Origin of the sequence: Rhodothermus marinus (assembly GCF_009936275.1) — a bacterium.
Taxonomy (GTDB): Bacteria; Bacteroidota; Rhodothermia; order Rhodothermales; family Rhodothermaceae; genus Rhodothermus; species Rhodothermus marinus_A.
The window spans coordinates 126,516-151,494 of record NZ_AP019797.1 but is presented as its reverse complement, the minus strand read 5'-3'; the positions used below and the strand labels follow the sequence as shown (position 1 = coordinate 151,494).

22 protein-coding genes are annotated in these 24,979 nt (G+C 65.6%); 14 read left to right on the top strand and 8 right to left on the bottom strand.

All coding sequences use genetic code 11. From position 1 onward, the window contains the following. Window positions 1-87: 87 nt before the first annotated feature. Together GYH26_RS00705 and GYH26_RS00700 are read left to right on the top strand one after the other, a co-directional pair. On the top strand, window positions 88-1,656 hold the full coding sequence (locus GYH26_RS00705; RefSeq protein ID WP_161540073.1) for a GH3 family domain-containing protein: 1,569 nt from the start codon (window positions 88-90) through the stop codon (window positions 1,654-1,656). A gap of 173 nt (window positions 1,657-1,829) precedes the next feature. Further along, the gene (locus tag GYH26_RS00700; protein WP_012842663.1) at window positions 1,830-2,669 is read left to right on the top strand and encodes a sigma-70 family RNA polymerase sigma factor; all 840 of its coding nucleotides are present in this window, start codon (window positions 1,830-1,832) and stop codon (window positions 2,667-2,669) included. A 58-nt stretch (window positions 2,670-2,727) separates the two neighbouring features. On the opposite strand, the gene GYH26_RS00695 is transcribed toward GYH26_RS00700, so the two are convergent. The 6 genes from GYH26_RS00695 to GYH26_RS00670 form a co-directional block, all read right to left on the bottom strand. Then, a complete protein-coding gene (locus tag GYH26_RS00695; protein WP_242006508.1) occupies window positions 2,728-5,625 on the bottom strand; it encodes a hypothetical protein in 2,898 nt (965 codons plus the stop codon). An 11-nt stretch (window positions 5,626-5,636) separates the two neighbouring features. Continuing rightward, window positions 5,637-6,293 carry a potassium channel family protein gene (locus GYH26_RS00690; RefSeq protein ID WP_012842659.1) on the bottom strand — a complete coding sequence of 219 codons (657 nt, stop codon included), beginning with the start codon at window positions 6,291-6,293 and terminating at the stop codon, window positions 5,637-5,639. Beyond that, the gene (locus tag GYH26_RS00685) at window positions 6,290-7,714 is read right to left on the bottom strand and encodes a TrkH family potassium uptake protein (RefSeq protein WP_014065862.1); all 1,425 of its coding nucleotides are present in this window, start codon (window positions 7,712-7,714) and stop codon (window positions 6,290-6,292) included. The genes GYH26_RS00690 and GYH26_RS00685 overlap by 4 nt, the downstream gene beginning before the upstream one ends. A gap of 74 nt (window positions 7,715-7,788) precedes the next feature. After that, entirely contained in the window at window positions 7,789-9,087 is a 1,299-nt protein-coding gene (locus tag GYH26_RS00680) for a hypothetical protein (protein WP_242006506.1), read from the bottom strand. Window positions 9,088-9,172: 85 nt separating this feature from the next. Then, complete coding sequence (locus GYH26_RS00675) at window positions 9,173-10,363, bottom strand: KamA family radical SAM protein (protein WP_014065860.1); 1,191 nt, start codon at window positions 10,361-10,363, stop codon at window positions 9,173-9,175. 34 nt (window positions 10,364-10,397) lie between these two features. Then, entirely contained in the window at window positions 10,398-11,390 is a 993-nt protein-coding gene (locus tag GYH26_RS00670) for a D-alanine--D-alanine ligase family protein (RefSeq protein WP_231465967.1), read from the bottom strand. Window positions 11,391-11,567: 177 nt separating this feature from the next. Between GYH26_RS00670 and GYH26_RS00665 the strand changes: the two genes are divergently transcribed. From GYH26_RS00665 to GYH26_RS00650, 4 genes are all read left to right on the top strand, one after another. Continuing rightward, the gene (locus GYH26_RS00665; protein WP_161540070.1) at window positions 11,568-12,983 is read left to right on the top strand and encodes an OmpP1/FadL family transporter; all 1,416 of its coding nucleotides are present in this window, start codon (window positions 11,568-11,570) and stop codon (window positions 12,981-12,983) included. Window positions 12,984-13,010: 27 nt separating this feature from the next. Next, window positions 13,011-14,192, top strand: coding sequence for an SGNH/GDSL hydrolase family protein (locus tag GYH26_RS00660; RefSeq protein WP_161540069.1), 1,182 nt, complete (start codon window positions 13,011-13,013; stop codon window positions 14,190-14,192). Window positions 14,193-14,349: 157 nt separating this feature from the next. Then, complete coding sequence (locus GYH26_RS00655; RefSeq protein WP_161540068.1) at window positions 14,350-15,291, top strand: L-lactate dehydrogenase; 942 nt, start codon at window positions 14,350-14,352, stop codon at window positions 15,289-15,291. Between the two features lie 75 nt (window positions 15,292-15,366). Next, entirely contained in the window at window positions 15,367-15,861 is a 495-nt protein-coding gene (locus GYH26_RS00650) for an LA_3696 family protein (protein ID WP_161540067.1), read from the top strand. A 3-nt stretch (window positions 15,862-15,864) separates the two neighbouring features. On the opposite strand, the gene GYH26_RS00645 is transcribed toward GYH26_RS00650, so the two are convergent. Then, complete coding sequence (locus GYH26_RS00645) at window positions 15,865-16,929, bottom strand: DUF1028 domain-containing protein (RefSeq protein ID WP_161540066.1); 1,065 nt, start codon at window positions 16,927-16,929, stop codon at window positions 15,865-15,867. 136 nt (window positions 16,930-17,065) lie between these two features. Between GYH26_RS00645 and GYH26_RS00640 the strand changes: the two genes are divergently transcribed. The 8 genes from GYH26_RS00640 to GYH26_RS00605 all read left to right on the top strand — a co-directional run bounded on the left by GYH26_RS00640 (window position 17,066) and on the right by GYH26_RS00605 (window position 23,960). Further along, on the top strand, window positions 17,066-17,743 hold the full coding sequence (locus GYH26_RS00640) for a DUF4159 domain-containing protein (protein ID WP_054686054.1): 678 nt from the start codon (window positions 17,066-17,068) through the stop codon (window positions 17,741-17,743). A 10-nt stretch (window positions 17,744-17,753) separates the two neighbouring features. Beyond that, entirely contained in the window at window positions 17,754-18,080 is a 327-nt protein-coding gene (locus GYH26_RS00635) for a DUF4359 domain-containing protein (RefSeq protein WP_012842648.1), read from the top strand. Between the two features lie 90 nt (window positions 18,081-18,170). Next, entirely contained in the window at window positions 18,171-19,478 is a 1,308-nt protein-coding gene (gene glyA, locus GYH26_RS00630) for a serine hydroxymethyltransferase (RefSeq protein WP_161540065.1), read from the top strand. Between the two features lie 86 nt (window positions 19,479-19,564). Next, a complete protein-coding gene (locus GYH26_RS00625) occupies window positions 19,565-20,173 on the top strand; it encodes an orotate phosphoribosyltransferase (protein WP_014065851.1) in 609 nt (202 codons plus the stop codon). Between the two features lie 131 nt (window positions 20,174-20,304). After that, window positions 20,305-21,084, top strand: coding sequence for a twin-arginine translocase subunit TatC (gene tatC / locus GYH26_RS00620; protein WP_043760399.1), 780 nt, complete (start codon window positions 20,305-20,307; stop codon window positions 21,082-21,084). A 6-nt stretch (window positions 21,085-21,090) separates the two neighbouring features. Then, complete coding sequence (locus GYH26_RS00615; RefSeq protein WP_161540064.1) at window positions 21,091-22,752, top strand: S41 family peptidase; 1,662 nt, start codon at window positions 21,091-21,093, stop codon at window positions 22,750-22,752. Beyond that, the gene (locus GYH26_RS00610; RefSeq protein WP_161540063.1) at window positions 22,752-23,582 is read left to right on the top strand and encodes a sulfite exporter TauE/SafE family protein; all 831 of its coding nucleotides are present in this window, start codon (window positions 22,752-22,754) and stop codon (window positions 23,580-23,582) included. Before GYH26_RS00615 ends, GYH26_RS00610 begins: the two co-directional genes overlap by 1 nt. A 114-nt stretch (window positions 23,583-23,696) precedes the next feature. Next, on the top strand, window positions 23,697-23,960 hold the full coding sequence (locus tag GYH26_RS00605) for a GlsB/YeaQ/YmgE family stress response membrane protein (RefSeq protein ID WP_161540062.1): 264 nt from the start codon (window positions 23,697-23,699) through the stop codon (window positions 23,958-23,960). 2 nt (window positions 23,961-23,962) lie between these two features. Here the strand turns inward: GYH26_RS00605 and GYH26_RS00600 are convergent, their stop codons facing one another. Next, window positions 23,963-24,955: a zinc-dependent alcohol dehydrogenase family protein gene (locus GYH26_RS00600; RefSeq protein WP_161542337.1), complete on the bottom strand. Its 993-nt coding sequence runs from the start codon at window positions 24,953-24,955 to the stop codon at window positions 23,963-23,965. Window positions 24,956-24,979 lie beyond the last annotated feature (24 nt).

Sequence of the window (24,979 nt, the reverse complement as noted above, 5' to 3'; positions counted from 1 at the left end):
GGGAACACGGAATATAGTACGGCGTAGCGCGCCTCGCGCGATTTTTTTCGCGAAAAGTCCGCCGGACGTTCCGACCGGAAGCGCCCCATGTCGCTGGCCCGCCTTCTACCTCGCCTGCTGCTACGCCGTCACCGTCGTTTCCTGCAGGATCCGGCGGGCACGCAGGCCCGACTGCTGCGCCGCCTGCTCGAGCGGGCCGCTCACACCGAATGGGGACGGCGTTACGGCTTTGCCGAACTGGCCCGCGCCCGCGACGTGGTCCGCGCCTATCAGGCACGCGTGCCGCTGCATACCTACGACGACTTTCGGGACGATGTGGCCCGCATGCGGCGCGGCGAAGCGGACATCTGCTGGCCGGGACGCATCCGTCACTTTGCCGTCTCCAGCGGCACCGCCTCCGAGGGCACGCTCACCCCCGTCAGCCGCGAAATGCTCCGGGCCGATCGTCGCTTCAGCATCGAGGTGGGCCTGAACTACCTGCTGCAGTCCGGCCGCCCGGACTTCCTCAAAGGACGTCATCTGACGCTGCCGGGCCGCGCCGACGAAGACCCGCGCCATCCGGGCACCTGGGCTGGCGAGATCAGCGGACTGGTGGCGCGCTATGCGCCATGGTACGTGCGCCTGTGCTACCAGGCCGTGCCCGACCGGGTGCTGATGCTGCCCAACTGGGAAGAAAAGTTGCGGGCCATCGCCCGGCACACCGTGCAGCAGGACATCCGCCTGGTGGTCATGGCGCCCACCTGGGGGCTGGTCCTTTTCAAACTGCTGCTCGAAGAAGCGAGCCGGCAACGGGGCCGTCCGGTGGCGACCGTCCGCGAGGTCTGGCCCAACCTGCAGGTGTTCATTTCGGGCGGCGTGGCGCTCAGCTCCTACCGCACGCTGCTGGAGGAACTGATCGGCGAGCCCGCGCCGGACTTCGTCGAGACCTACGGCGCCTCGGAAGGCTTCTTTGCCTTTCAGTCGACGCTCGACGATCCGGCCATGCTGCTGCACCTGGACAACGGGATCTTCTACGAATTCGTCCCGCTGGAAGCACGCCACCGGCCCGATCCGCCCCGCCACACGATCGCGACCGTCGAGCCCGGCGTGCGCTACGCGCTCTACGTGACCACGTGCAGCGGGCTCTGGAGCTACGCCATGCGCGACGTGGTGCGCTTTACACAGACCGATCCGCCCAAGCTGGTGGTGGCCGGACGCACCGGCGAAATGCTCGATCTGTACGGCGAGGCCGTTTTCGGCGACGAAGCCCGCGCCGCCCTCGAAGAAGCCTGCCGACAGACCGGCGCCCGCGTGCGCGACTACCACATCGCTCCGCGCCCGGCCACGCGCGACCGGCTCCCGACGCACCAGTGGCTGATCGAGTTCGAGCAACCGCCCGCCGACCTGTCGGCCTTTGCGGCGGCCATCGACGCCCACCTGCAACGCATCAACCGACACTACCAGATTCGTCGCGAGGCCCGGGCGTTCGACCGGCCGGAAATCGTCGCACTGCCCGCCGGCGCCTTCCTCGAATGGATGCGGCGGCATCGGAAGCGGCTCAGCGGCCAGAGCAAGATCCCGCGCATGCGGCCGGATCGGCATCTGGCCGATGCGCTTCTGGGGCAATGTGCGAATTTTGCGTCTTCGGCGGAAACCTTGCCGGATTCTTCCGCATAAGGATAGGCGCTTTGCAAAAGGCAAATAACCCGATCACAATGGATTGGGAACAAGCGGTTGGCGCCTGCGTGAAGGGGCTGCTGTGTGGACGGAGGGGTGCCTGCCGTCATGCATACAGCCTTCCACCAACCGGCCACTCGTAAAGACCTGTCACCAAACCCAGGAGAAGGGCTATGTACGTCCCGCGCCAGCAACGCATGCTGGATCAGTACCTCCAGGAGATCGGGAAAATCCCGTTATTGACGCCCGAGGAGGAGGTCGAACTGGCACGGCGCATCAAGCAGGGCGACGAAGAAGCGTTGCACAAGCTCACCCGTGCCAACCTGCGCTTCGTCGTCTCCGTCGCCAAGAAGTACCAGGGACAGGGCCTGAGCCTGGCCGACCTGATCAACGAGGGCAACTACGGCCTGATCAAGGCGGCCCAGCGCTTCGACGAGACGCGCGGCTTCAAGTTCATTTCCTACGCGGTCTGGTGGATTCGCCAGGCCATCCTGCAAGCCCTGGCCGAGCAGAGCCGCGTGGTGCGCCTGCCGCTGAACCGCATCGGCACGATCTCCAAGATCCGCAAGGTCAGCGCGCGGCTGGCGCAGGAACATGAGCGCGCCCCCAGCGCCGAAGAGCTCGCCGAAGAGCTCAACATCGACGTCGAAAAAATCCGCGAGGCGCTGCAGCACACGGGCCGTGCCCTTTCAATGGACGCGCCCTTCACCGACGACGACGACAACAGCCTGCTCGACGTCCTGCCCAACGAGGAAGACACCTCGCCGGACGAAGGGCTCATGGAGGAGTCGCTCAAGATCGACATCGAGCGGGCTCTTTCCACGCTGCATCCGCGCGAGGCCGAAATCATCCGCCTGTATTTCGGCATCGGCCGCGAGCATCCGCTCACGCTGGAAGAAATCGGCCAGCGTTTCGGCCTGACGCGCGAGCGGGTGCGTCAGATCAAGGAAAAGGCGCTCCGCAAACTCCGCCAGAAACACCGCCGCGAAGAGCTGCAGATTCACGTGGGCTGAGCTTTTCGCGATCTCGCATCCAGAAAGGCGTCCGGTGTGGACGCCTTTTTTGTTGGCGTCAGAAAGGCACGGCGGCACGGATGCGGTAGTAAAGCTCGCGGCGGGCGCCGGGCTCGTCGGGGCGAAGCGGGTGGGCCCATCCCAGCGCGTGCGTGAGCACCAGCGGTCCAAGGTGCAGCGCATTTTTCAGTTCGATGCCCGTGCCCAGTCGCTCCGTGTTCATCCCCTCGCGCACGATCGCGCCGTCGGCAAAGGCGGCCAGTGCCGTCGCGCCCAGTCGCACCAGCCCCAGAATCCGGGTCTGCAGGTCCGGCATCAGCGGCATGCGGTACTCGACCGACCCGAACAGCACGGTGCGGCCGGCCGCCAGGCGTCGGTAGCCGCGCACGCGCTCATGGAAGGCCGGTGCAAATACCTCGGGCTCGATGCCCGGCAGGAGCAGATGCACCGCGTCGGTGCGAGAAAGGCCAAGGTAGTCCTGGGGCAGACTACGGCCACGTTGGAGTTGCAGGCGCCCGTAGGTCAGCAGCCGGTGCCGCCCCATCACCGGCCAGAGGCGATAGGCGGCCACGTCCAGCCGCGCGAACTGCAGATCGGCCCCGAGAACGGGCACGGCGCCCAGCAGCCGGAAGCGCACGCCTTCGCCGTCGAGCGGGTGCACGGCGTTGTAGCGATAGGGCCGCCGTCGTTCCAGACGGAGCTTGAGCGTCACGTCCAGTTGCCGACCGGACGCCGGAGGCGGCAGCAGTCCACGCAATCGCTCAGGATGGCGCGGCCAGAGCGGCCGCCGATCCCGATAGCGCAGGCGCAGACTCCCCCATTGCCGACCATACGGCGGAGCCGAGAACGCTCGTCCGAGTACCAGCTCCCCTCCCGTCTGCACCTCCACGAGGGTCCCGTTATCGTAGGGCACCGCGGCACCGGGTAGCCGATAGACGGCCCCGCCCACCGTTCCCCAACCACGCCGCGACAGATAGCTCACGCTCCCGAAGCTGTAACGGGGTTGCGTGGCCGAAAGCATTCCGCCCGCCGCGATCGCGTGGTACCCGAGCGGCTCCAGCCAGAGCGTGAAGCCTCCCACGCCAGCACCCATCGGCCCCAGGTAGTAGGGCAGCGCCAGCGAGGCCACGTGCGTCAGGTTGGCCCACGACCGATAGGGCTCCGGAGACGACACCGGGACCGAACGCACCGCCAGCGTGTCGAGCATCCGACGCGAAGGGGCCACGTACGCCATCCATGCCCGATAGGGCTCGGGCACCTCGACGGGCCGCTCTACCGCCCGCCGCCGGGCGTCCACCAGCCGCACCGCCTCGCCGTACTTCGAAAGCGTGACGACCACGGCCAGCCGCCCCTCCGGAAAGCCAGGCGAAGGCGGCAGCCAGTCGAGCACGCGCGCCCCGGTCACCAGCCGTGTAACGCGCACCACCTTCCCCGAGGCCGTGTCCAGCACGAACACGTTCGGCACGCCATCCCGCAACGACGTGAAGGCCAGGTGGCGCCCCTCGGGGCTCCAGACCGGCCCCCGGTCATCGTGTCGGCCGTCGGTCAGCACAACCAGGCTGTCCGTCTCGGGATACCACAGCACCAGATCCCGGCGTCTTCCCTCGACAAAACGATCCAAGACGAGCGCCCGGCCGTCGGGACGCCACCACACCGTACCGATCCGCACCGAAGCCGGGAAGGCTTTCGTCCACCGAACCGTCCCCGCCTCAAGATCCAGCACCTGCAGGTGCGCGGTGCCGTCGGCGACCGCCACAAAGGCCAGACGCCGGCCGTCCGGCGCGAACGTCGGCGCGAAAGCCCGCGCGCCCCGGGTAAGCTGCTGGTGCGTGCGCCCGTCGGCCGATGCCAGCCAGAGGTCGTACACGACCCCACCCTTCGGACCCCGTTCCCGCCGGGCAAAGGCAAGCCACCGGCCGTCCGGACTCCAGGCGACGGGCGGACGGATGTCGCCCTCGGCCACGGCGCGCCAGCGCCCCGGGCGCCCCACGTAGAGCGTGCGCACGGGGCGTTCCATGGACGGCAGGCCCAGTACGGCCCAGTGCGTCGTGTCGGGACTCAGCGCCAGGTCGTCCACGTAAGCGACAGGCACCGCCAGCGTATCGCCCCGGAGCGAGTCGGGCGTCTCCATCTGGGCGGCCATCGTATTGTAGAGCACGTTCACGTGCCGCCGCCAGCGTTCGTAGAACGAGCGGTACGAAGTGCCCGTGACGTCGCGAAACGCCGTGTAAAAATCATGGACGGGCAGCAGGCCGAGCCGTCGGGAGCGATGCGTCAGGATGCGGCGCAGCGTCGAATCGCCCTGTTGCCAGGCCAGCCAGCGCGTCTGGGCGTGCCCCACGGCGTACATCAGGCGACCGTTCCAGCGGGAGCGGCCGTCCTCATACGAGAGCGCGTCGTCCAGTACAGCCGTGCGCAGCCAGCGCTCGCCCCGCTGGGCGTCCCAGGTTTCCGTCGTGTACTGGGCCAGCCCTTCGGTCCAGAAGCGCGGCAGCGGCCGTCCGAGCAGCAGGTTCAGCCACGCAGGCCGGGTGCGCACGGCCTGGTAGTGAAACAGATGGGCCAGCTCGTGCGGCACCACCCGCTCAAGCCAGGGCGTGGTGCCCGTCCAGGCGTCCACGTCGTGCCCGTAGACCCAGATGCAACTGTAGCCCGCGCCCAGCGGTACGGCTAGGCCGTTGGCGATGTCGTCGGCGTCGGAAAGGTACAGCCGGGGCTTGCCCTGCAGCGCGAACCCGAACCAGGCCGCCAGTGCCGCATGGCTCGCCTCGGCAATGGCGGCCACCCGCAGGGCTACCGAGTCCAGCGGGGCCGGATAGACGATGCGGAAATGCGCGCTTTCGAGCTGGCGCCAGGTGTGCCCGCCCGGTCCGCCGCCCAGCAGCTCGAAGCATTGCGCCCGCACCGTTCCGGCCAGCAGGCCGAGCAGCAAACAGACGCTGAGGCGACGGACCATCGCGCAGGTGTTCATTTCAGGCGGGCCACCCGCTCCAGGTCTTCTTCCTTGCCGGCCACGAAGAGCGTGTCGGTGTCGCGCAGCGGCACGTCGGGATCCGGTGGAATGTGAATCTGATCGCTGAGCACATCGCGCACGGCCACGACCGACAACCCGTAGCGCTGGCGCAGTTCGAGCTGGCGCAGCGTCTTGCCCTCCCATTCGTCGGGCACAGCCATCTCCTGAATGCCGAAGCCCGTTCCGATACGGAAGTAGTTGAGCAGTGCCCGGCCGGAAAGGCGGCTGGCCAGGTTCAGCGCCGACTCGCGCTCCGGAAAGATCGTCTCGGTCACGCCCAGACGGTTCATCACGCGGGCGTGGTCACGCGAGATCACCTTCACGTAGATCTCCCCGACGCCCAGATCGCGCAGCACGAGCGTCGAGAGCACGCTGGCCGTGATGTCGTCGCCCGTCGAGATAATGCCCACGTCCACTTCACGAACGCCCAGCCGCTCGAGCGTCTCCAGATCGCGGCCGTCGCAGACCACCGCCCGCGTCACATGCGGGGCGATGCGATCGACCGCCCGCTCGTCCAGATCGATGGCCAGCACCTCGTTTCCCTCGGCGTAGAGCGCCTCGGCCACACTGGCGCCGAAGTTGCCGAGTCCGATGACGACAAAGCGTTTCATCCGACCACCACGTCTTCGTAAGCGTACCGAAACTGAGGCGTGCGGTGCCGCCGGATCGTCAACGCCGCGGCGAACGTCAGCGGTCCCACCCGCCCGATGAACATCAGCAGGATGATGATCCAGCGCCCGGCCGTCGAAAGCGACGGCGTCACGCCCATGGAAAGCCCCACCGTTCCGAAGGCGCTGTAGGCTTCGAACAGGTATTTCAGAAAGCCACCCGGCGCCGTCACGCCGTGTTCGATCTCGGTGGCCGTCAGCACGAAGCTGCCCAGCATGAGCACGGCCACGGCCACCACGAACAGCCCGACCGCCCGCTGCACGACCTCGTGCGGCACCGAGCGGCTCCAGCAGCTCGGGATCTCCTGTCCCCGAAGTCTGGAGATGGCCAGCAGCACGAGCAGCGCAATCGTGGTCGTCTTGATGCCACCGGCCGTCGAACCCGGCGAGCCCCCTACGAACATCAGCAGAATGGTCAGAAAACTGGTCTGCTCGGTGGCCGCGCCATAGTCGATCGTGTTGAAGCCGGCCGTGCGTGCCGTCACGCTCATGAACAGACCGTTGAGCAGTTTCGCCGGCAGGGGCAACGCGGCCAGCGTGGCCTTCCACTCGAAGAACACGAAAAACACCCACCCCACGCCGAGCAGCAGGGCCGTCGTGGTCAGCACAAGGCGCGAGTGCAGCGACAGCCGGAAGCGCCGCCACTCCCGGATCGACCGCCGCCACAGGTACAGCTCTTCGAGCGTCAGAAAGCCCACCCCCCCGACCACGATCAGCACCATGACGACCACCAGCACGACGGGATTCGTACGAAAGCCGACGAGCGAATCGGAAAACGTCGAAAAGCCCGCGTTGCAGAACGCGCTGATCGCATGAAAAACCGCCGGCCAGAAGGCGCCACGCCAGCCCAGCTCGGGCAGGAAACCCAGGTAGAGCAGCAGCGCACCCGCTGCTTCGATCAGAAACGTGAAGCGCACCACGTCGCGGGCCAGTTGCCGGTAATCGACGTGCGGCGCGGCCTCGACGGCACTGGCGGCCAGCGCCTGCTGGCGCAGCGACAGCCGCCGCCCCAGCGCCACGATGAGCACCGTAGTGAACGTGATGATGCCCAGCCCGCCGAGCTGAATAAGCAGCAGGATGAAGGCCTGGCCCCAGACCGTGAAGTACGTGGCCGTATCGACCACGATCAGCCCCGTCACGCAGACAGCACTGGTAGCCGTGAACAGGGCATCCAGCCACGAAAGTGGCGCACCGGTATAGAGGCCAGGCAGCGTTTTGAGACCCAGCGTGCCCAGCAGGATCAGCAGCAGAAACGATCCGACGAACAACTGCGGAGGCGAAAGGCGACGCCAGAAGCTTTCACGCGGGGGGTGTTTCGCCAGCAGGGCGGACGAATGCCGGGCCGACCACTTCAGACCGAACATGGATGTTTTTCTGTCGGATCAGGCTTGCCCCAGGGCGAACCGGAAAGCCACACACCGGAATCCGCCATGATGCGCTACTCCAGAATGGTACAGGTGCCCGTCTCGTAGGCTTCGCGGAGCGCTTCGGTGGCGTCGGCCCGGAACTGCTCGGGGCTCTGGTGGCGCTCCTGCAGCACGGCCACGCCGATGCTCACGCCACCTTCGAGCCAGCCGCCGGCCTCGGCCAGCTGCGCCTGCAGTCGGGCCGCCCAGGCCTCGACCTCGGGCACCGGCGCCCGGTAAAACACGCCGTAGGTCAGTTCGCCGAACCGTTCCACACGCTGGTCCGGGGCGCTCTCCTGAATGGCCGCCTTCAGGGCCTGCTCGGCGGCCGCCAGCGCGACCGGTCCCTCGGCGGCAATCGCATCGGCCCGGTTCAGGTGCACCAGGGCCAGCGCCAGCGGCTCGCCCCGACTCCGCGCCCAGCTCATCTCCTCGGCAATGATCTCGCGGCGCGGACGGTAGGCCCGCGCTTTGGCCGCCTTGCGCGGCTGCTGGAGTTCCAGGATGGTAGCCAGCAGGCGCCCGAACTCCAGCAGGAGCGTCGAGGCCGAAAGCCGATCGAACCGTCCCGGCTCCGGCGCATCGGCCACCAGGAAGTAGAGTGCGCCTTCCCGCGTGAAGGGAATGGGCGAAAGCGCCACCTCCGCCACACGTGGCGGTGTCTTGGTGTAGTAGCCGAGCGCTTCGTACAGCTCGCCGGTAACCTCTCGCACCGTGACGGGCCGGTCCACCATGCTGGGCGCCAGCAGCGGCACCGGTGCCGTGAATGTCCAGCTGGGCGGCACCCCGCCCATCTCGCTGCTGATTCCCAGCACCCGGTATTCGAGCGAGACGTCCTCCTGCACCAGCAGCGCCACGGTCTGCGCCTCCAGAGCCGCCCGCAATGCGTCCAGACAGGGCGTCAGCACCGGATCGCGCACCTCTTCGGAAACCGGCGGCTCCGACTGCTCGGATTGCGATGCCGCCTCCGCCGACGGCGCCTTTGCCGCAGTTTCCGGGGGTTCAGAAACCCCCGCCTCGGATTCGGCCGACGCTGAAACGGCGGCTTCCGAGGTCGTCGGGGCAGCGGGTGTTTCAGAGGGACGGGTTCGCGGCCGCGGACGAATCTCCAGAATACCCAGCGATTGCAGTTCCTCTTCAGGCGAAGAAGGGGGTGGCGGGATGACCACCGGTGGGCGTTTCCGACGACGGCGACGCAGCCAGCCCACCAGCGCAATCGCCAGCAACACCAGCAGCAGGGCCGCTCCGGCCACGTAGAGCCACGGCTGGGACAGCGTAAATCCCAGCAGCAATTCGACAATGGAAAGCAGCCAGAGCATTGCCCGAATCATCGTTACACGCCCTTCTGAAGGCGACATAAAGGAAAATACAACAGTCGCTACAAATTATGCAATTTATTTCTACCAATCCCCACGGTCAATGTGCCCCGGTATGCAGCGGCTGCTCCACGTCGATCGTATCGACTGCATCCGGCCAGGGGATTTCGGGCAGACGAAACGGCAGCGCTTCGTTCGGCGGAATCGGGTTGGGTTCGGCCCAGAGCACCCCGCGCGGCGTTTCGACGATTACGTAGTCGCCGGCCCGTCCGCGCACGTACGAACCGTCGAGCGGCACCTTGCCGTAAGGGGTGTCGAGCACGTACTTCGGGATGGCAAAGCCCGTCGTGCGTCCCTGCAGCGCCCGCATGATGGCCATGCCCTTTTCGATGGGCGTGCGGAAGTGGGCGGTGCCGCCGATGAGCTGCGCCTGGTAGAGGTAGTAAGGCCGCACCCGCATGCGGACCAGCCCCTCGCAGAGCGCCTTCATCGTGGCGACGTCGTCGTTGATCCCGCGCAGCAGCACGGTCTGATTGCCCACCGGAATCCCGGCGCGTAGCAGGCGATCGATCGCCTCGGCGGCATCGGGCGTCAGTTCTTTCGGATGGTTGAAATGCGTGTTGATCCACAGCGGATGATAGCGTTCCAGCAGGCGACACAGCTCGGGCGTAATCCGATAGGGCAGCTTGACCGGCATCCGGGTGCCGATGCGGATGATCTCGACGTGGGGAATCGCCCGGAGCCGATCCAGAATCCAGGCCAGGTGCGTCTCGCTCAGCGTCAGCGGATCGCCCCCCGTCAGCAACACGTCCCGGATTTCCGGATGCGCCGCAATGTAGTCGATGGCCGCCTGCAGCTCCGCCTTCCGCATCATGAAGGTGGCATCGCCCACCATGCGCTTGCGCAGGCAGTAGCGGCAGTAGATGGCGCATTCGCTGGTGACGCAGAAGGCCACCCGGTCCCGGTAGTTGTGGATCAGGTTCTTGACGGGCGAGTGGGCCACCTCTTCGAGCGGATCCATCACGCCGATCAGGTCCGGCGCCAGCTCCTCCAGGCGGGGCACCACCTGGCGCCGGACGGGACAGTTCGGATCCTCCGGATCCATCAGGCTGGCATAGTAAGGCGTGATGTTCCAGCGAAAGACGCCGCGTGTGGCTTCGATCGCCCGGCGCTCTTCGTCGGTGAGATGGATCCAACGGGACAGTTCCTCGGCCGTATGGATGCGATGGCGCATCTGCCACCGCCAGTCGCGCCACTCGGGGTGGGAGGAATCAAAAGGAGGACAGGCCATACGTGATCGTCCCCGCAGTTTCGATGCCGTGTCTTCAGGCCAGGCCCAGACGCCGGAGCCCGCGTTGCAGGATCTCGGCCAGAAAGTCCACGTAGGGCCGCTGCATCAATTCCGCAAGGATGGCAAACGTTCCGTCGGGCGCAAACGTCGGGAGCGGATTGATCTCCAGAAACCACGGTTTGCCCTCGCGATCGACGCGGAAGTCCAGTCGGGCAAAGTCGCGGCACTGGAGCTTTTCGTAGACGCGCACGGCCAGTTGTTGCAGGCAGCGCTCCAGCTCGTCGGTCAACGGCACGTAGGGCGCCGCTTCGAGCGCGGCCGCCGGCTTCATGCCGCGATGCTCCAGCGCGTGCAGCCCGATGCCCGTGGTGGCCTCCACCGCCCGCTGCAGCACCGGCAGCGGTTCGGGCGGATTGTTGCCGATGACGGCCACGGTAAACTCGCTCCCTTCGATGAACGGCTCCACAATCACCTCCTGGCGGTAGGTCGCCGTCAGCCGGGCCACCTGCTCGCGCAGCGCCTCCAGCGAATGCACCTTGGAGGCGGCCGTGATCCCCTTCGAGGAGCCTTCGTACCGGGGTTTCACGAACAACGGAAACGGCCCGGGCAGATCGTGCGGATCGATGGCCTCGGGGCCGGCATAGGTCCGGTACGGCGGCGTGGGCACCCCGGCGGCCGCGACCAGATCTTTGGTCCAGGCCTTGTCGAGGCTGAGCGAGAGCGTCAGCGGATCGGAGCCGATGTAGGGGATCCCGGCCATTTCGAACAGCATGGGCGCGTAGGCTTCGCGGTTGCGGCCACGGGCCCCTTCGGCGATGCTGATGCCACAGTCGATCCGCAGATCCGGTAGTTCGACCAGCAGATCGTAAGCCGTACCGATCCGGACGGGCCTGTGTCCCAGTTTGCGGATGGCCGCCGCCAGCACATCGACCGTCTCCGGCGGCTCGTTTTCGGCGTCGGCGTCTGGCGGCTCGCCGACCTCCCAGGGATAGTCGTCGAACAGATCGTAGACGATACCGATCCGCATGAGCCCGTTGGAATGCATGGTCTGTGTATTCAAAAACGCCACACTACGCCCCGGTTGATTTTTGGCTCCCGACCGATGGGGGATAAAATTGCACCGTTCGCCCTCTCCCCTTTGAATTCTTTGCAGGAATTTTTTATTGTTAGCACTAAACAAACGTTCACCTGCTCTGAAAGCACCATGCGCATCGCAACAGGGGCTGTGCTTCCGCGTCTTCGGAAGCGTTTTCTCGTCGGACTCTGCAGTCTGCTGCTGAGCCTGCCCGCGCTGGGACAGGGCTTTTCGCTGAATCCGCCGGGCACCTGCACGCTCGGGCGCGGCGGCACCGGCGTGGCTCAGCCATGTACGGACGGCTCGGCCGTGGCGCTCAATCCGGCCGGGCTGGCGCTGGTCAACCGGCTGGCCGTGGCCTCCGGTGCCACGCTCTATCTGAGCCACGGCAGCTTCACGGACGACTACACCGAGCAAGAAACGCGCCTGGAAGAGCACCCGGTGCTGGTGCCACACCTGTTTGCGGCCGTGCAGGCCGCGCCGGGTCTGTCCGTGGGCTTCGGCGCCTACATGCCCTACGGAATGGAACTCCGGTGGCCGCGCACCTTCGAAGGGAGCTTCGTCAGCTACCGGACGCGCGTGCAGACCACCTACCTGCAGCCCACGCTGGCCTACCGGTTCTCCGACCGGGTCATGGTAGGCGCCGGACCGGTGCTGGCCGTCAGTACCGTCGCGCTCTGGCAACAACTCGATCTGTCTCAGCAGGAAGCGTTGCCCGGCGTGCCCTTCGCCGCGCTGGGCATTCCGGTCGGGACCTCGTTCGCCAACGTGAAGATGGAAAGCGACGAGGCATACGGCCTCGGCGGACACGTCGGAATGCTCCTTCAGGTGACCGAGCAGTTCCGGATCGGGCTCCGCTATCTGAGCGCCATCAAGCTGAACTACACGGGCACGATCCGCTTCAGCCCGCTTTCGACCGGGATCATCATTCCGGCGACGGTCGAGCTGAGCGGCCAGACGATCCCGGCCGGTACGCCGCTCGACGTGGTGCTGGCCAGCCTGGGCCTTTTTGGACCGCAGGGCCCGCTGGCCGACCTTGACGCGGAAACCGAACTCACCATGCCGGCCCAGTTCGCCGCCGGCTTCAGCTGGCAGGCCACGCCGGACCTGACGCTCCTGTTCGACTACCAGTGGACGGGCTGGGGCGAATTCGAACGCCTTGTGATTGAACCGGAAGGAAGCGATCCGATCGTACGGATCCAGGACTACCGGAACACCCACACGCTCCGGACCGGCCTGCTCTTTCAGGCCAGTTCGATCCTGGAGGTGCGTCTGGGCTACACCCATGCTCAGGGCGCCGCGCCGTCGAAGACGGTCACGCCGCTGCTGCCCGATGCCAACCGCAACCTGGTCACGCTGGGCACGGGCTGGCGACTGGGTCGCGGCGTGATGCTGGACCTGGCCTACCAGTACGTCCGGCAGGACGACCGGCGCGGCCGCGTCGTCGATCCCGCGCCGGGCACCGAGCCCACACCGGCGCTCAACAGCGGTCTCTACCAGATTCGCGCCCATGTGGCTTCGGTGACCGTCAGCGTTTCGCTTTAACCCCGGACCATTCAGGAAACCATCACCATGAATCGCAACCGCTGGCATATGACGCTTCGACCGCTGCGCTGGGGGCTGCTCGGCCTGCTGCTGCTCGCCCTCGGCTGTCATGACGAAGGGCTGCTGCCCCCCGAACCCACCGGTGGCGCGCTGTTCGCCCGCTATGTGGCCATCGGCAACAGCATCACGGCCGGCTACCAGTCCGGCGGCATCAACGCCACGCTCCAGCAGCAGGCCTATCCTGTATTGCTGGCAAAGGCGATGGGCACGCCCTTCAACCTGCCGCTGCTCCGGGATCCGGGCTGCCCGCCCCCGCTGGTCAACATCCTGACGGGCGAGCGTCTGGGCGGCCTGCCCGGTGACTTCTGCGCCTACCGACAGGTGCCACCGCCGCGCATCATCAACAACGTGGCCGTGCCCGGGGCCAAGGTGATCGACGTGCTGACCAACCTGGGCGAGGGGACTTCAGCCAACACACTGACCCTGCTTCTGCTGGGCGGCCGCACCCAGCTCGAGGCTGCCGCCGAGGCGCGCCCGACCTTCGTTTCGGTCTGGATCGGCAACAACGACGTACTCGGTGCGGCTATTGCCGGTAACCCGGCGCTTATCACGCCGGTCAACACCTTCCAGCAGCGCTACACGCAGATGCTGAACGAGCTCCAGGCGATGGGCGTGCAGGGCGGCCTGCTCATCGGCGTGGCGAACGTGACGGTCATTCCGCACCTCTCGCCGGGCATCGCCTACGCGCAGGCCGAGCAGGCCGGCGCCTTTCCGCCTACGTTCGACGTGGCCGACAACTGCGCCACCACGGGGGCGACAGCCCTGGTGCCCTTCTCGTACGCCTTCGGCGAACTGCTGGCCGCTGCCATGCAGGGCCAGGCCGTTACGCTCGACTGTGTGAACGACCCGCGAATGCTCTCGCCCGAAGAGACGGCCACCATCGTCCAGACCGTTGAGCAGTACAACAACTTTATCAGACAGCAGGCCGACCAGCTGGGCTGGGCCTACCTGGATCCGAACGTCAAACTGCTCGAACTCAAAAACCAGGGGCAGATTCCGATCTTTCCGAACGTGAACAGCAGCGAGCCGTTCGGTCCCTACTTCAGCCTGGACGGCGTGCACCCGAGCTCAGCCGCCCACCGGCTGGTGGCGCAGGAGGCTGCCGCAGCCATCAACGCCGTCTACGGCACCAATCTGCAGGTGCAGTAAGGACAGCAAGCCGGACGCGTGGGAATTCCCCCGGTCTCCAGTGAGGCCGGGGGTTTTGTTTACGGTAGCGGTTCTTCAACTGGAGCGTTTCAATTGACGAAAGGGCACGTCCGTAACTTGAAGGCGAACGACTTTCGAAAAGCAACCTGTTGTTGCCATGCTGCAGCGTCGCGTTGTCGGCCTTGTCGGTACCGGTCACGTCGGGGTGGCCGCTGCCTATGCGCTGTTCATCAAAGGACTGGCCAGCGAGTTGATCCTGATCGACAAAGACACCCGCCGCGCCGAGGGCGAGGCAATGGACCTGATGCACGGCCAGTCGCTCGTGGGAAGCATGACCGTACGGGCGGGCACCTATGCCGATCTGAAAGAAGCCCAGATCGTGATCATCAGTGCAGGGGTGGCGCAGCGCCCCGGCGAAAGTCGCCTGGCCCTGCTCAACCGCAACGCCGAGGTCTTCCGCGAAATCATCGGCGAGCTGGACCGCCACGCGCCAAATGCCATTCTGATCGTGGCCACCAACCCGGTGGACATCCTCACCTACGTGGCCCAGGAACTCAGCCGGCGCCCCGCCGAGCACATCATCGGGACGGGCACGCTGCTCGATACGGCCCGCTTCCGGGCGCTGCTGGGCCAGTACTACGGCGTCGATCCGCGCTCGGTCCATGCCTACATTCTGGGCGAGCACGGCGACTCGGAGGTGGCCATCTGGAGCCAGGTGGCTATCGGCGGCCAGCGCATTCTGGATCGCACCGTGCTGGGACGCCCCTTCGATCGGGAGCGCATGCAGCAGATCTTCGAGGAGGCCCGCCGCGCGGCCTACGCCATCATCGAGCGTAAGGGGTACACGAACACGGCCATCGGCGTGGTCATCGCTCGCCTGGTCGAGGCGATCCTGGACGACGAAAAAAGCGTGCTGCCCGTGAGCGTGCGTCTGAACGGCGAGTACGGCATTCGGGACGTGTGCCTGAGCATTCCCTGCGTGATCGGCCTGCAGGGCATCGAAGGCCGGGTGCTCCCCGAGCTGGCTCCGGACGAACTGGAAGGCCTGCGCCGCTCGGCCGAAATCCTCCAGCAGTCGCTGCGTGCGCTTTCGCTGTAGCGGTCCACCGCAAACTGGGAACCTTCGAAGAAAAGCGCGAATTTTTGAAAAAGCAATCCACGCCGTCATGAACGCATGGCGATTCTGACCATACCGAAAGTTCTGCGCGAAAAACTCGGCGACGACGGCGTCGAGGCGCTCATCACGCTTTTGAACGAAGCGGCCCATCACGAACGCAACAACCTGCTGGGCATTCTGGAAGAACGTTTTGAACGGCGGGTGACCGAGGAAGGCAAACGGCTGGACAATCGGATCACAGAGGAGACAGCGAAGCTGGATCACCGGATTACGGAAGAAATTGCAAAGCTGGATAGCCGGATCACGGAGGAGACGTCTCGGCTGAAGTTGTTAATTGCCGAGACGGAAAAACGGCTGGATCAACGCATCACCGAAGAAGTAGCCAAACTCCAGCAGCAGATCGCGGCCGTAGACAACCGTATCACCTCAGAAATGGCAAAGATGGGAGAACGCATTGCGGGCGTCCGGGCGGACCTGATCCGGTGGATGTTCATCTTCTGGGTCGGTCAGATCGGCACCCTCATCGCCCTTCTGTTCGCCTTTCTCAGGTAAGCCCTACTGGCGACGGGGCACCCAGCGGCCCTCGCGGTAGACCTTCCGGATGTGCTCCAGCATGACGCGGTCGATCTTGAGCGTGTCGCCGGCCGCCAGGTCCACGGCTTCGACGGCCGGAATGCGCATGTCGTAGTTCTCCCACCCCATGAAATCGATCAGAATGCGCTGGAAGGTGGTATCGACCACGCCGTTGATAGGGCCGTCGTAGAAGCCCCGATCCTTCCAGATCTGCTGGAGCTCCCGGGCGATTTCCGGCGTGACGGGGATCAGGTCCTCAGGTCGCCCGGGCGTAAAGTACAGCTTGTTCAGTTCGTAGAGCCGGATCAGTTCGTCGATGGGCCGGGGGTGGTCGTAGACGGAGATGTCGATGTAGTTGTCGAGGCCGTCGTAGCCGGCCCCTTCGCGCACGACAAGCAGCGCGGCGCTCTGCTGTCCGCGCCGATCGCCACCGGCTTCCTGGCCGGCCTTGAGGGCGGCCAGCAGGCGCTCGGCCAGCGGTCCTTCCGTTTCCTCGAAAGCCCGCGCCATGGCCACCACCGTCTCTTCCGAGACCAGGATGTTGCCCTGGGCCGTGTAGCCGTAGCCCGTCACCACGTGGCCGGGCGTGGCGGCGGCCGGTTCGCCCGTGCGCTGGCCGACACGTCCGCCGGCCCACGGGAAGCACTCGGTGCCCGTCCAGCTGGCCGCGTTTCCGTGCGCGTCCACGATCCCCACCTGTCGGAGCTGGCGCCCTTCATCCTGGCGAAGCACGATGCGCAATGCCTCCTCGGCCGTGGCGCCGTTCGCCATAAGTTCAAGTCCTTTCAGCGCATAATCCAGCTCTGCGTAGCTCTGCGTGGCCACGGCCCCGACGCCCGCCCGCGCCCACGGTACGATCGGCCGTACGTTGGGAAACTTCGACTGCACGGCCACGCCCAGTTCGCCCGTGGCCGGATCGTACCCGACGATGGAAAATGTGGCCACCAGAGGCGTCCGATCTCCGGCCGAATGCATCGGTACGAAAATCAACGCAAGGCCGCCCAGCAACACCCCAAGGGCGCGCAGACCGCTCAGTTTTCGCATCATGGCGCTATTTTTGCTTTAAAAACAGGGTGTTAGGCGATCGCCCTGAAAAGATCGTGGTTCGGCCGCAAAAAGTCCAGCCCCAAACTTTGGCGGCGCCGTCGCGTTCGTGCCGTGAACACAAATCCTGACAGATGCCATGACGCGCACGCTGTTGTTGCTGGGATTTCTGCTCGGTCTGGCGCTGCCCCTTCGGGCACAGGAGGACTATACGTTCCGCATTGCGGCCGTCAAGTACGGAGGCGGGGGCGACTGGTATCAGGCTGTCTCGCCGCTACCCAACCTGCTGCGCTTTGTGCGCGAGCACACGAACATCGACGTGGCCCCGCAGGCCGACGTGGTCGAACTGAGCAGTGATCGCATCTTCAGCTACCCCTTCCTGTTTCTGACCGGTCATGGCAACATCGTGCTCACCGACGACGAGGCCCGACGGCTCCGCCGCTATCTGGAAAACGGCGGCTTTCTTTACATCGACGACGACTACGGGCTCGATCCCTACATCCGGCGCGAGATGAAGAAAGTCTTTCCCGAGCAGGAATTTGTCGAGCTGCCCTTCAGCCATCCCATCTACCACATCCACTTTGATTTCCCCAACGGCCTGCCCAAGATTCACGAGCACGACGGCAAGCCGCCGCAGGGGTTCGGTCTGTTCCACAATGGACAACTGGTCGTCTTTTACACCTACGAAACGAACATCAGCGACGGCTGGGAGGCGCCCTCGGTGCACGGTGACCCCCCCGAAAAGCGTGAGGCGGCCCTGCGCATGGGCACGAACATCCTGGTCTATGCGCTGACGCGAATCAAACCACCAACCTGAGGAGGCGGCTATGCGGATCGGACTGGTGTTGCTGCTGACGGTGGCCGGGGTGCTGTACCTGTACAACCCGAAGCCCCGGGCGTTTGAGGAATACGTGCGGAATCGGGCGGCCGAGCACCTGCAGCAGGAGCTGGGAAGCTCGGCCGTCGGCCGGGCCTTTGCCGACGCGGGCGCCGATCTGGCCGCCGTGCTGGCCCGAAAGGCTGCCCGACGCGACAACTACTACCTGTGGAGCATCTACACGGTCGATCCCGACGGCGACGACGGCGAAAAGGACTACTGGCGCTTTCTGGGGATCGGCGGCCAGTTCTTCCTGATCGAGCGCCCTGTACGCTGACATAACTTTTCGCACAGCGCCTGTCAAACCGGCCCGGTGTTTTTTCGTATTTTGCCGGAGGACACTCTGGACGATTTAACAAAACAAGCCATGTCGGTACTGGAAATTCAGGATCCGGAGGTCTTTCAGGCCATTCAGAAGGAAGTCGAGCGCCAGAACAACGGGCTGGAGCTGATCGCTTCGGAAAACTTCGTCTCGCGGGCCGTGCTGGAGGCGATGGGTTCGCCGCTGACGAACAAGTACGCCGAGGGGCTACCCGGTAAGCGTTACTACGGCGGCTGCGAATACGTGGACATCGTCGAGGAGCTGGCTCGCGAGCGGGCGCGCAAGCTGTTTCGCTGCGAATGGGTCAACGTGCAACCGCACTCGGGCGCGCAGGCCAACGCGGCCGTGTACCTGGCCACGCTCAAGCCCGGCGACACGTTTCTGGGACTCGACCTGGCACACGGCGGCCACCTGACGCACGGAAGCCCGGTCAACTTCTCGGGCATCCTCTACCATGCCGAATACTACGGCGTGGAAAAGGACGGTCCGCTGGCCGGCCGCATCGACATGGACAAGGTGCGCGACAAAGCGCGCAAAGTCCGGCCCAAGCTGATCTCGATCGGCGCAAGCGCCTACCCGCGTGACTTCGACTACAAGGCTTTTCGGGAGATCGCCGACGAGGTGGGCGCCCTGCTGTGGATGGACATGGCGCACACGGCCGGCCTGATCGCGGCAGGGGTATTGAACGATCCGATGCCCTATGCGCACATCGTCACCACCACCACGCACAAGACGCTGCGCGGGCCGCGTGGCGGCATGATCCTGATCGGCCGCGACTTCGACAACCCCTTCGGCATCACGGCGCCCAAGAGCGGCCGTATCAAAAAAATGAGCGAACTGCTCGACTCGGCCGTCTTTCCCGGCACGCAGGGCGGCCCGCTCATGCACGTGATCGCGGCAAAGGCGGTGGCCTTCGGCGAGGCGCTCAAGCCGGAGTTCAAGGAATACGCCCGGCAGGTGGTGCGCAACGCCAAGGCGATGGCCGAAGCTTTTCTGGAGCGCGGCTACAACCTGGTCTCCGGCGGCACCGACAACCACCTGGTGCTGATCGACCTGCGCAACAAGGGTCTGACCGGCAAGGAAGCCGAAGCGCTGCTGGGCGAGGCGGGCATCACGGTGAACAAAAATATGGTGCCCTACGACGACAAGAGCCCCTTCGTCACCAGCGGCATCCGGATCGGCACGCCGGCCATGACCACGCGCGGCTTCAAGGAGGAAGAGTTTCGCCAGGTGGTGGACTGGATCGATCAAGTGCTCTCGCATCCCGGCGATGAGGCCCTGCGTCGCCGCATTCGTCAGGAAGTGGAAGCCCTGTGCCGCCAGTTCCCGCTGTACGACTTCGTGGTGGCCTGAGCAGGAACGCGCCGGCCGGTTTGTGGTTTTCAGCGTGATCAAATGGTTTGAGACGGGCCCGGCAGGGCCCCGATTCCATCACGGCCATGGCAGAGCGTACCCTGAGCCCGTCGGCCTATGCCGACCTGGTCGATCTCGGACGCCGGCTCTACGCGCGGGCGCTGGTGCGTCGTGAGCAGGAGCCCATCACCGATCCGCGCGGCCAGCCTATCGGATGGCTGCTGGACACCCGGATCCCGATGCTGGAAGGCGACACGTTCCGGGAAGTCGGCCGGGTGCTGGCCGAACGGGTGCGCGCGCGGGGCGTCCGCCAGGTTGCCGGCTTCGGCTTCGGCGCTTACGCGCTGGTCTGCGCCATCCTGTCGGCGCCGCCCCCGCCCGGTGCGCCGGAGTTGCGGGGCGGCTTCATCCGCGAGCAGCGCAAGCCCTACGGCCGCCACCGGCTGGTCGAAGGCCCGCTGAGCCGCGAGGAGCCCGTCGTACTGGTGGACGACATCCTGAACAGCGGCCGCAGTGCCGCCCGGGCCGTGGCGTTGCTGCGGAACGACGGCTTCGAGGTGTGCGGCGTGCTGACGCTGTTCAACTTCACCTGGAGCAGCGGCCGGAGTCGCCTGGAGGCCGAAGGGCTCTGGGTCGATTCGCTGCTGGACCTGAATCTGCGGGACGGACCCCGAAGCGCATCGGACTCGCTGTAGGTCCGCTGCGCGCTGTGCTGGAGTAAGCCATGAAACTGTTCGGATCGCGTAGTTCATCGCCAGCCACTACTTCTCCCCTGCCCCCTGCTCAGGGTGACGGTGCGCCCGCGGGGGCTGCACCGGAGGCCGACATGGCCGAAATGTCCTTTCTGGATCATCTGGAGGAGCTGCGCTGGCGGCTGATCAAAGGGCTGGCGGGTGTGCTGGCCTCGACGATCCTCTGCAGTTTCTTCAGCAAGTGGATCATCGACAACATTCTGCTGGGACCCACTCGCCCCGACTTTTTCATGTACCGGGTGTTTCACCTGGACGCCAAGCCGCTGGAACTGCTCAACCGCACGATCACCGGCCAGTTCTTTGCCCACATCGGTACCATTCTGTTCGTGGGCGTCATCATCGGCTCGCCCGTGCTCATCTATCAGATCTGGAAGTTCATCGAGCCCGGCCTGTATCCGCACGAAAAGCAGGGCATGCGCTTCGCCGCCGCCTTCGCCACGGGCTTTTTCATCCTGGGCGTGCTGTTCGGCTACCTGGTCATCACCCCCCTGGCCCTGCAGTTCTTCGCCAACTACACGATCTCCGAGCAGATCGTCAACCAGTTCGACATCACGAAGTACTTCAACATGGTCACGATATGGGCCTTCGGAGTGGGCCTGCTGTTCGAGTTGCCGGTAATCGTGTACTTCCTGGCTAAAATGGGCCTGATCACGGGCGATATGCTTCGCAAGGGCCGCCGCTACGCGCTGATCATCGCCCTGGTACTGGGTGCCCTGTTTACCCCGCCCGATCCGATTTCGCAGGTGCTTGTCGCCGTTCCGCTTTTGTTACTTTATGAATTGTCGATACATATAGCGACGATCGTAACCCGGCGCCGGGAAGAAGAACTGCGCCGTGCCCTGTACGGACCCTGAACCGCCATGAAGACGCCGCGACACAACCTGACGCCCCTGCTGCTGGTCCTGCTTCTGGGGCTGGGCATCGGGTTTGTTGCGCCTCGTAGCGACACATTTTTTGCGCTGCAGAAGCACTTCCGGATCTTCGGCGCACTCTACGAGACGCTGGTCACCGACTACATCGATCCGATCGATCCCGGCCGCCTCATGCGCAAGGGAATCGATGCCATGCTGGCCGAACTGGACCCGTACACCACGTTTTTCGACGAGGCGGATCGGGGTGAGATCGAACTGCTGACACGCGGTCGCTACGGCGGCGTCGGGCTGAACGTGGGTATTCGCAACGGCCGGCTCACGGTGCTGGCTCCCATCGAAGGAACGGCGGGTTATCGCCAGGGCATTCGCACGGGCGACATCATCACGCACATCGACGGCCAGCCCACCGACGGCCTGTCGCTGGAGACGGTGCGCCAGATGCTGCGCGGCCAGCCGGGCACCACGGTCACGCTGACCGTCGAGCGCGAAGGGGAGCCGCTGCCGCTCCAGTTCGTGCTGACGCGCGAAGAGGTCCAGCTCAAAAACGTCACGTACGTCGGTTTTCTGAACGACGACACGACGGAAGGACTGGGCTACATCCGGCTGGAACGGTTCGCGCTGGGCGCCGGCGACGAGGTGCGCCGGGCCATCGAACAGCTTCAGGCGGCGGGTCCGCTACGTGGTCTGGTGCTGGACCTGCGGGACAACCCCGGCGGCCTGCTGGAGGCGGCCGTCGAAGTGGCCGGGCTGTTCGTGCCGCAGGGCGCGCCGATCGTCTCGACGCGGGGCCGCACGCCGGACCGCACGCGGGTCTATCGCAACGAGTCGGCGCCGCTCTATCCCGATCTGCCGCTGGTGGTGCTGGTCAATGAGTTCAGCGCTTCGGCCAGTGAAATCGTAGCCGGCGCCATCCAGGATCTGGACCGTGGTCTGATCGTCGGGACGAACACCTACGGCAAGGGGCTCGTGCAGATCATCCGTCCGCTTCCGTACAACACGGCGCTCAAGCTGACCACCGCCGCCTACTACACGCCCAGTGGCCGTAGCATCCAGGCCATCGACTACAGCCGACACGACGGCCATGGCCAGCTCGTGCCCGACTCGCTGCGGCGCACCTACTACACGCGCAACGGCCGCGTCGTGCGCGACGGCCACGGCATCGAGCCCGACGTGGTGGTCGCACCACCGGAGCCCGGTCCGCTCGAAGCCGCGTTGCGTCGCCAGGCTGCCTTCTTCTTCTTTGCCAACTACTACGTGGCCCGGCATCCGGAGCCGCCCACGCCGGACGTCCGGGTGGACGATCGCATCCTGCAGGAATTCCGGGCCTGGCTGCACAGCCGGAACTTCGACTACCAGATCGCCGCCGAACACACGCTGGCCTCGCTGCAGACGCAACTGGAAGCGGCCGACTACATGCAGGCACTGGCGGCGTTGCAGAACGTCCGTGACGCGCTGACACAGGCAAAAAAGGCAGCGTTCGAGCGCGAAGTCGAAGCGTTGCGTCGCCAGATTCGCCAGGAGCTGCTGGCCCGCTACCTCTCGCCGGAGCAACGCACGCGCTACCTGCTGGCCGACGATCCGGTCGTGCAGCGGGCGGCCGAACTGCTTCGTGACACCCGGACCTACGCGGCCCTGCTGTCCCCGAACTGATGCAACCCACCTACCTGTTGCTTCTGCTGGGCATCGGGCTGCTGGGCGGCTTCCTGGCGGGCCTGATCGGCGTCGGCGGCGGGATCGTCTTTGCCCCTGTACTTTTCTTTTACTTCCAGGCCGTCGGCGTCCCGGCGTCGGTGGTCACCCCGTTGACGCTGGGTACCAGTCTGTTCTGCACGCTGCTGGCCTCGCTCAGCAGCGCCTGGTTTCAGTACCGGCGACAGGCCGTCGTCCCCGCCGTGGCGCTCGGCGCCGGGCTGTTCAGCGCGCTGGCCATTACGCTCACCACGCGCTACGTCACCACCCAGCCCTGGTACAACGGAACGGCCTTCCGGCTGGTCTTCGGACTCGTACTGCTGGCGGTCGCGCTGCGTATGCTGCGCGGTGAGGCGCAAAATCCGGGCACCACGACCACCTTTCGTCTGCGCTGGCCTGTGCTGGCGGGCGCCGGGACGGTGGCCGGCGCCGTGGCTGCTGCGGCCGGCGTGGGTGGCGGCATCATCCTCGTGCCCCTCTATCATCGGCTGCTGGGCCTTCCCATGCACCGGGCGGTCGGCACCTCCAGCGCCACGATCGTGCTGATCTCGCTGGTGGGGATTTTCAGCTATGCACTCGCCTCACCTGCTGCCCCGATCGGCATGCCCACGCTGGGCCATGTGGATGTGCTGCACGGGCTGCTGCTGGCCGTGCCTGCCACCATCAGCGCCCGCTTCGGCGTGCAGACCGCCCATCGTCTCCGCACCGTCTGGCTCCGCCGCATCTTCGCCGTGCTGGCCATCTTCATCGCCGGCCGCCTGCTGCTGCAGGCTTTGAGCCAGATCTGGTAAGCCATCTTCTGGCGCTGCGCCAGAACTAACTACTGGAAAATCCAATGCTGCTACCTGCTTCCCAGCCTTTCCGGCTAATCTTAAAGCAGGTTTCACCTTCACGTCGAAATTCCGATGGGCATTTTATCCTGGATTGTGATGGGATTGCTGGCGGGCGCGCTGGCGCAATGGATCATGCCGGGCAAAGACCCGGGCGGCATCATCGTAACCATTCTCATTGGCATTGTCGGGGCCCTGATCGGCGGCTTCCTGGCCGGGCTGCTGGGTATCGGAGAAGGACGTGCCGTCGATTTCGACCTGGGTAGTCTGATTCTGGCCGTAATCGGAGCGTTGATTTTGCTCTGGCTTTATCGCAAGGTTGCAGGCCGTCCCGCCTGACCCTATCCCATCACCAGCACGGCGGCGCCCTGGAGCTGGCCTTCGCGGAGTCGCCGAAGCGCCTCGTTGGCCTCCTCCAGCGGGAAGCAGGTCACCTCGGTACGTACGGGAATGGTGGGCGCCAGCTTCAGGAATTCCTCGCCATCCTGGCGCGTCAGGTTGGCCACCGAGCGAATAACGCGCTCCTCCCAGAGGAGCCGATAGGGAAACGAGGGGATGTCGCTCATGTGGATCCCGCCGCACACCACCACGCCGCCCTTATCCACCGAGCGCAACGCCTCGACCACCAGCGCCCCTACCGGTGCGAAGATCAACGCGGCATCGAGTGGTTCCGGCGGACGCTCCGTCGAGGCACCGGCCCAGACGGCTCCCAGTTTTCGGGCAAAATCCTGCGCGGCCGTGTCGCCGGGCCGGGTGAAGGCGTAGACCTGCTGGCCGCGGGCCACGGCCACCTGGATGATCAGATGCGCGGCCGCGCCAAAGCCGTACAGACCCAGGCGCTCGACGTGCGGTCCGGCCAGCCGATAGGTGCGGTAGCCGATCAGTCCGGCACACAGCAGCGGTGCCGCGTGCGGCGCGTCGTACACGTCGTCGGGGAGTGGATAGCAGTAGTCGGCAAGAGCCGTGGTGAACTCGGCAAAGCCACCGTCGCGCGTGTAGCCGGTGAAGCGGGCATTCGGACACAGGTTCTCCTGGCCGCGACGGCAGTAGCGGCACGTTCCGCATGTTTCGGCCAGCCAGGGCACGCCCACGCGGTCGCCCTCCCGAAAGCGGGTCACGCCTTCCCCCAATCGCACCACCCGCCCCACAATCTGGTGGCCCGGGATCAGCGGCAGCTTGGGCTCGGGCAACTCGCCATCCACGATGTGCAGATCGGTGCGGCACACGCCGCACGCTTCCACCCGAAGCAACACTTCGCCCGGGCCGGGTGCGGGCACGGGCAGTTCGCGAAGCACGAGCGGGCGTCCGGGGGCCTCCAGCACCATGGCCCGCATGGTAGCAGGCAGCGCACGCGTCAT

Bases quoted from the DNA above. Each gene is read 5' to 3' on its own strand.
- GYH26_RS00660 (WP_161540069.1), top strand. From the start codon at position 13,011: ATGAATCGCAACCGCTGGCATATGACGCTTCGACCGCTGCGCTGGGGG.
- GYH26_RS00645 (WP_161540066.1), bottom strand. From the start codon at position 16,929: ATGATGCGAAAACTGAGCGGTCTGCGCGCCCTTGGGGTGTTGCTGGGC.
- GYH26_RS00650 (WP_161540067.1), top strand. From the start codon at position 15,367: ATGGCGATTCTGACCATACCGAAAGTTCTGCGCGAAAAACTCGGCGAC.
- GYH26_RS00685 (WP_014065862.1), bottom strand. From the start codon at position 7,714: ATGTTCGGTCTGAAGTGGTCGGCCCGGCATTCGTCCGCCCTGCTGGCG.
- GYH26_RS00665 (WP_161540070.1), top strand. From the start codon at position 11,568: ATGCGCATCGCAACAGGGGCTGTGCTTCCGCGTCTTCGGAAGCGTTTT.
- GYH26_RS00640 (WP_054686054.1), top strand. From the start codon at position 17,066: ATGACGCGCACGCTGTTGTTGCTGGGATTTCTGCTCGGTCTGGCGCTG.
- GYH26_RS00635 (WP_012842648.1), top strand. From the start codon at position 17,754: ATGCGGATCGGACTGGTGTTGCTGCTGACGGTGGCCGGGGTGCTGTAC.
- GYH26_RS00695 (WP_242006508.1), bottom strand. From the start codon at position 5,625: ATGGTCCGTCGCCTCAGCGTCTGTTTGCTGCTCGGCCTGCTGGCCGGA.
- GYH26_RS00680 (WP_242006506.1), bottom strand. From the start codon at position 9,087: ATGATTCGGGCAATGCTCTGGCTGCTTTCCATTGTCGAATTGCTGCTG.
- GYH26_RS00610 (WP_161540063.1), top strand. From the start codon at position 22,752: ATGCAACCCACCTACCTGTTGCTTCTGCTGGGCATCGGGCTGCTGGGC.
- tatC (WP_043760399.1), top strand. From the start codon at position 20,305: ATGGCCGAAATGTCCTTTCTGGATCATCTGGAGGAGCTGCGCTGGCGG.
- GYH26_RS00700 (WP_012842663.1), top strand. From the start codon at position 1,830: ATGTACGTCCCGCGCCAGCAACGCATGCTGGATCAGTACCTCCAGGAG.
- GYH26_RS00600 (WP_161542337.1), bottom strand. From the start codon at position 24,955: ATGCGGGCCATGGTGCTGGAGGCCCCCGGACGCCCGCTCGTGCTTCGC.
- GYH26_RS00605 (WP_161540062.1), top strand. From the start codon at position 23,697: ATGGGCATTTTATCCTGGATTGTGATGGGATTGCTGGCGGGCGCGCTG.
- GYH26_RS00675 (WP_014065860.1), bottom strand. From the start codon at position 10,363: ATGGCCTGTCCTCCTTTTGATTCCTCCCACCCCGAGTGGCGCGACTGG.
- glyA (WP_161540065.1), top strand. From the start codon at position 18,171: ATGTCGGTACTGGAAATTCAGGATCCGGAGGTCTTTCAGGCCATTCAG.
- GYH26_RS00690 (WP_012842659.1), bottom strand. From the start codon at position 6,293: ATGAAACGCTTTGTCGTCATCGGACTCGGCAACTTCGGCGCCAGTGTG.
- GYH26_RS00670 (WP_231465967.1), bottom strand. From the start codon at position 11,390: ATGCGGATCGGTATCGTCTACGATCTGTTCGACGACTATCCCTGGGAG.
- GYH26_RS00615 (WP_161540064.1), top strand. From the start codon at position 21,091: ATGAAGACGCCGCGACACAACCTGACGCCCCTGCTGCTGGTCCTGCTT.
- GYH26_RS00655 (WP_161540068.1), top strand. From the start codon at position 14,350: ATGCTGCAGCGTCGCGTTGTCGGCCTTGTCGGTACCGGTCACGTCGGG.
- GYH26_RS00625 (WP_014065851.1), top strand. From the start codon at position 19,565: ATGGCAGAGCGTACCCTGAGCCCGTCGGCCTATGCCGACCTGGTCGAT.
- GYH26_RS00705 (WP_161540073.1), top strand. From the start codon at position 88: ATGTCGCTGGCCCGCCTTCTACCTCGCCTGCTGCTACGCCGTCACCGT.